The sequence below is a fragment of the Bartonella queenslandensis AUST/NH15 genome, from assembly GCF_000312585.1.
GTDB classification, from domain to species: domain Bacteria; phylum Pseudomonadota; class Alphaproteobacteria; order Rhizobiales; family Rhizobiaceae; genus Bartonella; species Bartonella queenslandensis_A.
Genome location: NZ_HE997981.1, coordinates 14,405 through 19,433, shown reverse-complemented (window position 1 = coordinate 19,433; position 5,029 = coordinate 14,405). Strand labels below are relative to the sequence as shown.

The following is a 5,029-nucleotide window of genomic DNA, read 5'->3' as shown; positions in this document are numbered from 1 at the left end:
GTTATAATAAATTTGGCAATCTGGGCCTTGGGCATGTGCAAATAGCAAATAATAGCTTCCAAAAAGTCATAGGCATATCTGGTAAAATTATTGACTGGAACGTCTATGGTTCAGGCATGAGTAACTGGGGGATTGGTGTCTTATATGAGGATGGGCGGGTTGATGCTTGCGGCTATAATTCATCCTATGGGGAAACCGGCACGCAAGCGGGTAATTTGCATGATGTTTTGAAATTAACCAATGTTCATTTCTAGGAGGCAAGAATGAATGTAAAATCCTATTTATGTGCGCGTGCGCCGCATTTTGCTGAAAGCGCCATTGCACCTATTCATCTGGCTGATTTTGATGAGCGTCGTTATTATGCCTTTGCTCCAGAGCTGACGCCGCCAGCGGGCGGTAGAACTGTCAGCGAAGAGGAGCTGACAGGGGTTCTTGCAAATAGTCAACTTATTCGCCAGATCAAACAAGAGACTGAGCGGCATATTTTAGCCCTTGCGCCATTATGGAAGCAGCAAAACGCCCTCGCTGATATTTACTCTCTGCGTGAGCGCTCAGACCTTGATGAGGCAGAGCAAGCAAAGCTTATAGAAGCTCAAGCTTTGCTAGCAGAGATTGCGCGTTTGCGCTCTCGTTCCAATGAAATTGAAGCCTCTTTCTTGAGTGGGCTCGCGATTGATTATGAAACGGACAGAGTATGGAAGAAAGACCATGCCTGATCCCACATTAACGGCAGCACTAGCGGAGGCTTATGCTTCGAGCCCAAGCGATGTGGTTATTTTGCACACATTAGAGCTGCGCCACCCCGCATTTAAAGATGATGATGGCGCGCCAATAGGCGTGCGTTTGGTGCGCGATTATCAGGATTTATCGGCCAAGCTTGAGGCTAGCGCGCCCTTAAATGCCAATGAATATGTCCGGTTCATTGCGATGGGCTTTGATTTAGAACTGCCACCGGTTGACACAGCGCCTGTGCCAGAAATCACGGTCACGATTGATAATGTTAGCCGTGAGCTGATCAAGCATCTGGATGCTGCCGTTGAGAGCGCGGAAAAGATTGAGATCACCTATCGGCCTTATTTGAGCAATGATCTCTCAGGTCCGCAAATGGACCCGCCCATCACCTTAACTTTAACGCAGGTTGAGGCCGATGTCAGCCGCGTTGTTGGTCGCGCACGCATGCTTGATGTCGGCAATAAAAGCTTTCCCGCTGAAAATTACACGTCTAAGCGGTTCCCAAGCCTTACGCGCTAATTCTCTTAAAGGAAATATCATGAATGAATTGACCCCACAGCCCGATGGGCTGCATTGGGCGTTGCCCTATATTGGTTTGCCGTGGCAAGCGGGCGCAAAAGGCCCCGATAGTTTTGACTGCTGGGGCCTTCTTATTTGGGTGCAAAAGCATCATTTTGCTCGAGACTTGCCTGACATTCCCGTTTTTGATGATGATGTAAAGAAAATCGCTTTAACATTCCGCAATCATCCAGAACGCAAAAGGTGGAGGCGCGTCAATCGCCCCAAGCAAGGCGATGCGGTGCTGATGCGCCAATCCCGTCACCCCATTCATGTTGGCTTGTGGGTGAGCATCAGCCCAACGGAGCAAGGTGTTCTTCACTGTATTAAAGGCAGTGGCGTGGTTTTCCAAAATACCGCCAGCCTCAAACTTTCTGGCTGGCAAATTGAGGGCTTTTATCGACTTGCGCGCAAGCCCCGTAAGTCTGCTTCATAAAATTGCGAGGTTCTCATGTTTGCTTGCGTCCAGATGCTCCACAACCCCTTTATGCCGTCACGGGCGCGTGAGATCTTCCCTGTTGACCAGCCGATGACTATTCGCGTCTGGCTTAATAAAGTTGGTATTGATGAGTTTGTACGGCCAACGCTCTGCTTGTTTAATGGCAAAGCGGTTTTACGCGAACACTGGCATAAAATGACGATTGGCTTTGCGGATATTGTCACTTTTATTACACTTCCCCAAGGCAGAGAAGGTGGTGGCGGCAAGATCCTACGTTCTGTCTTAGGGCTGGCTTTAATGATTGCTGCGCCTTATGCGGGTGCGGCACTCGCGGGCGCTATGGGGATTACCGGCGCGACAGGTATTGCCCTAATGACAGCTGGCGTAACTTTGGCAGGCGGTGCTTTGCTCAACGTGTTGGTGCCGCCACCATCTCCCTCGACAAGCTTGAATAATGGCTTTGGCAATATTCCCAATGCCAGTCCAACTTATTCCTTACAAGCCCAAGGCAATCAGGCGCGCATCAGCCAGCCTATACCTGTCATCTATGGCCGACATATTATTTATCCCGACTTGGCTGCAACACCCTACGTGCTTTACAAAAATAATGAGCAATATTTGCATCAATTACACTGCATTGGGCAAGGTGAATATGATCTTGAGCAGATCCGTATTGAAGATACGCCAATTCGCTCGTTTGAAGAAATCAAGTATGAAATTATCCCGCCCGGCAAAGCCGTCACTCTGTTTGACACCGATGTCGTCACCGCACCAGAAGTTGCTGGTCAAGAATTGCTCAGCACAAGTGACGGCGGTGATTGGATCGGGCCTTTTGTCGCCAATCCTGCGCAAACCAAATGCCATCAGATCAGCATCGATATTATCCTGCCGCGGGGGCTTTATTATGCAAATGATAGCGGGAATTTAAGCGCTTATACGATTAAGTGGCAAATTGAAGCGCGCAAGATCGATGATCAGGGCGCGGCCATAGGGCCATGGCAAAGGCTTGGCAATGCAAGCGTGACAAAAGCCACAACCACACCGCAGCGCCTCACTTATGATTATAAGGTCGAACCGGGGCGCTATGAAGTGCGTGCAATACGTACGGATTCAAAAGACACATCGACGCGCACTGGCCATGAATTACGTTGGGCTGGCTTAAAAGCTGTGCTGGACGGGACGCCTGATTTTGGTGATGTCACCTTACTTGCCATGAAGATGCGCGCGACGGATAATTTATCGCAACGCGCCTCAAGGATGATCAACTGCATTGTAACGCGCAAATTGCCTATTTGGGATGAGGCGACAGGTTGGTCCGCGCCGCAAAAAACGCGCTCTATTGCATGGGCGCTGGCGGATATTGCACGCAGCCCCTATGGCGGCAAATTGAAAGATAGCCGCATTGATCTGGAACAGTTAAAAATACTTGATGATGTTTGGCATGCGCGCGGTGATACTTTTGATGCGGTTTTCGATCAAACGGTGACAGTGTGGGAGGCATTAAGCCGCACCGCCCGATGTGGCCGCGCGGTGAGCTTTATGCAAGGCGGCTGCGTGCGTTTTGTGCGTGATGAGCAGCGAGTCTTGCCCGTGGCTTTATTTAGCCCGCGCAATATTGTCAAAAACAGCCTTAAAATCCAATATCTCTTGGCCAGTGATGATACCGCCGATAGTGTTACTGTGGAATATTTTTCCAACCAAACATGGAAAGTGGCAGAAGAAACGGTAAGCTTGTCGGATCATCCTCATGATCAACCAGCGCGGGTGCGCTTGTTTGGCTGCACTGAAAAACAGCAAGCCATTCGCGAGGGTAAATATATGGCTGCGGCCAATCGCTACCGGCGGCGCTTGGTGAGTTTCCAAACCGAGCTTGAGGGCCTTATTCCCACCTATGGGGATTTGATTGCCATTACCCATGATATGCCAAGTTGGGGGCAAGGCGGCGAAATCATTGCGGTTGACGGCACTGTTTTAACTTTATCGGAGCCACTGACTTGGGATAGTCAGCTTGGTAATCATTTTATCAGCCTGCGCAAATATGATGGCAGTGTTTCGGGGCCGTGGCGTATAGCGTCCGGCAATGCCCCCAATCAAGTGGTTTTACAAGAAAAGCTCGATTTTGAGCCCTATACGGGCGAGAGCTGTGAGCGCACCCATATTGCTTTTGGTGCGGGGGAAAAATGGAGCACGCTTGCACGCGTGACCGCTGTGCGCCCGCGCGGTGATTTGGTTGAAATCAGCGCTGTGGTTGAAAACCAGCGCGTCCATAGCGCCGACCAATAATTTAAAAACATGGAGAATAATTATGAGTGCTGATAACCATCAGCGGCAGCGCGATATGGTGTGTCTGCCGCGCACAGAATTTGAATCTTTGCTTGAAAGTGCCGCTTGTCGTGGCGCACGAAAAGCGCTGTTAGAAGTGGGTCTGGCTGATATGGAGGCGGCGAATGATATTCGCACTCTGCGCGATTTGGCTGGCTCGATCAAAACCATGCAACGTACTTTTCTGCAAACTATCGTGCGCTGGCTAACGATCGGCGCTCTGGCGCTCTTAGTGGCCGGTATTGCCGCTAAACTTGGCCTTTTTACCCCCAAATAGAGGAGAATATTATGCTGACATTATTGGGCAGCCTTTTAGGCTTTTTATCTTCTGCTTTCCCTGATTTGCTTAAAATATGGCGCGACAAGGAAGATCGCAAACATGAATTGGCTATTTTACAATTGCAAATGGAACAACAACGGCAAGGTCATAACCAACGTCTGCAAGAAATAGAAGTACAAGCAGATATGAATGAGACCCGAGCGCTTTATGCCTATGCCAATAGGCCCAGCGGCGTGAAATGGGTCGAGGCCTTATGTGCGTCTGTGCGCCCGCTTATTACTTATGCGTTTTTTATTCTGTTTGCGAGCGTCAAAATAGCCGTGCTGTTCAGATTACTAAACTATGGCCATGATTTTACAACGGGGCTGATTACGGTGTGGGACGGTGAAACACAAGCCTTATTTGCGGCGGTGATGTCGTTCTGGTTTGGTCAGCGGGCCTTGGCAAAAATGCGACTAAAATACTGAAAAATATAAGCTTATTGACTTGATAAGTGCGTGAAAGGAAGCATACCTGTAATCGTAAAAACCATTAAAAAACAAGGAGTTAAACAATGGCTAAACGATTTAAAAAAAGCAAAAGATTTGCAATTGTAGAAATTATCGATGTTAAAAATGAAAACTGCACCGCGCTTGAAAGAGAGAATTTACTGGATAGTTTTGAATACACGATGCGTTCCATGGCAACCACGCTAGCAA

At 48.9% G+C, this 5,029-nt stretch carries 7 protein-coding genes; all 7 read left to right on the top strand.

All coding sequences use genetic code 11. The features are described from left to right. Positions 1 to 254 (top strand): hypothetical protein (locus BN338_RS01720; protein WP_039758445.1); only part of this gene is annotated, 254 nt, incomplete at its 5' end. A 9-nt stretch (positions 255 to 263) separates the two neighbouring features. After that, a complete protein-coding gene (locus BN338_RS01715) occupies positions 264 to 716 on the top strand; it encodes a hypothetical protein (RefSeq protein WP_039758442.1) in 453 nt (150 codons plus the stop codon). After that, positions 709 to 1,251 carry a DUF1833 family protein gene (locus BN338_RS01710; protein WP_039758440.1) on the top strand — a complete coding sequence of 181 codons (543 nt, stop codon included), beginning with the start codon at positions 709 to 711 and terminating at the stop codon, positions 1,249 to 1,251. The genes BN338_RS01715 and BN338_RS01710 overlap by 8 nt, the downstream gene beginning before the upstream one ends. Before the next feature lie 19 nt (positions 1,252 to 1,270). Next, a complete protein-coding gene (locus BN338_RS01705) occupies positions 1,271 to 1,726 on the top strand; it encodes an NlpC/P60 family protein (protein WP_039758437.1) in 456 nt (151 codons plus the stop codon). A 15-nt stretch (positions 1,727 to 1,741) separates the two neighbouring features. Further along, complete coding sequence (locus BN338_RS01700) at positions 1,742 to 4,012, top strand: host specificity factor TipJ family phage tail protein (RefSeq protein ID WP_039758434.1); 2,271 nt, start codon at positions 1,742 to 1,744, stop codon at positions 4,010 to 4,012. A 22-nt stretch (positions 4,013 to 4,034) separates the two neighbouring features. Next, complete coding sequence (locus tag BN338_RS01695) at positions 4,035 to 4,328, top strand: DUF6127 family protein (RefSeq protein WP_039758430.1); 294 nt, start codon at positions 4,035 to 4,037, stop codon at positions 4,326 to 4,328. An 11-nt stretch (positions 4,329 to 4,339) separates the two neighbouring features. Further along, positions 4,340 to 4,798, top strand: coding sequence for a hypothetical protein (locus BN338_RS01690; protein WP_244427589.1), 459 nt, complete (start codon positions 4,340 to 4,342; stop codon positions 4,796 to 4,798). The last annotated feature ends 231 nt before the right edge of the window (positions 4,799 to 5,029 follow it).